The 313-nt window shown below is 53.0% G+C and carries 1 protein-coding gene; it reads left to right on the forward strand.

The window, feature by feature from the left end; genetic code table 11:
- A partial coding sequence (locus KVT28_RS24785; RefSeq protein WP_217550789.1) for an EAL domain-containing protein occupies nucleotides 1-313 on the forward strand: 313 nt, incomplete at both ends.

Genomic DNA, 313 nt, shown 5'->3' on the forward strand with positions numbered 1-313 from the left:
TGAACTTGCTGAGGCCGACGTTTGTCAACACATCAGCCGTCTAGTGCCGGTTTTTCACATGTTAACCGCATTTGGCTGTCGCATTGCGGTGGATCAGGCTGGTTTGACGGTGGTGGGCAGCGCTTATATCAAACAATTCCCGATAGAAGTGATTAAACTTGCGCCGGGTTTGGTACGCAATATTGAACGCCGCACCGAGAACCAGCTGTTTGTGCAGAGCTTGCTGGAAGTGTGTAAGGCATCGCCAACTCAAGTTTTCGCCGCGGGTGTGCGAACACGCGCGGAGTGGCAAACGCTGTCGGGATTAGGTGTT

This window comes from Pantoea sp. GbtcB22 (assembly GCF_019091025.1).
Classification (GTDB): Bacteria; Pseudomonadota; Gammaproteobacteria; order Enterobacterales; family Enterobacteriaceae; genus Pantoea; species Pantoea leporis.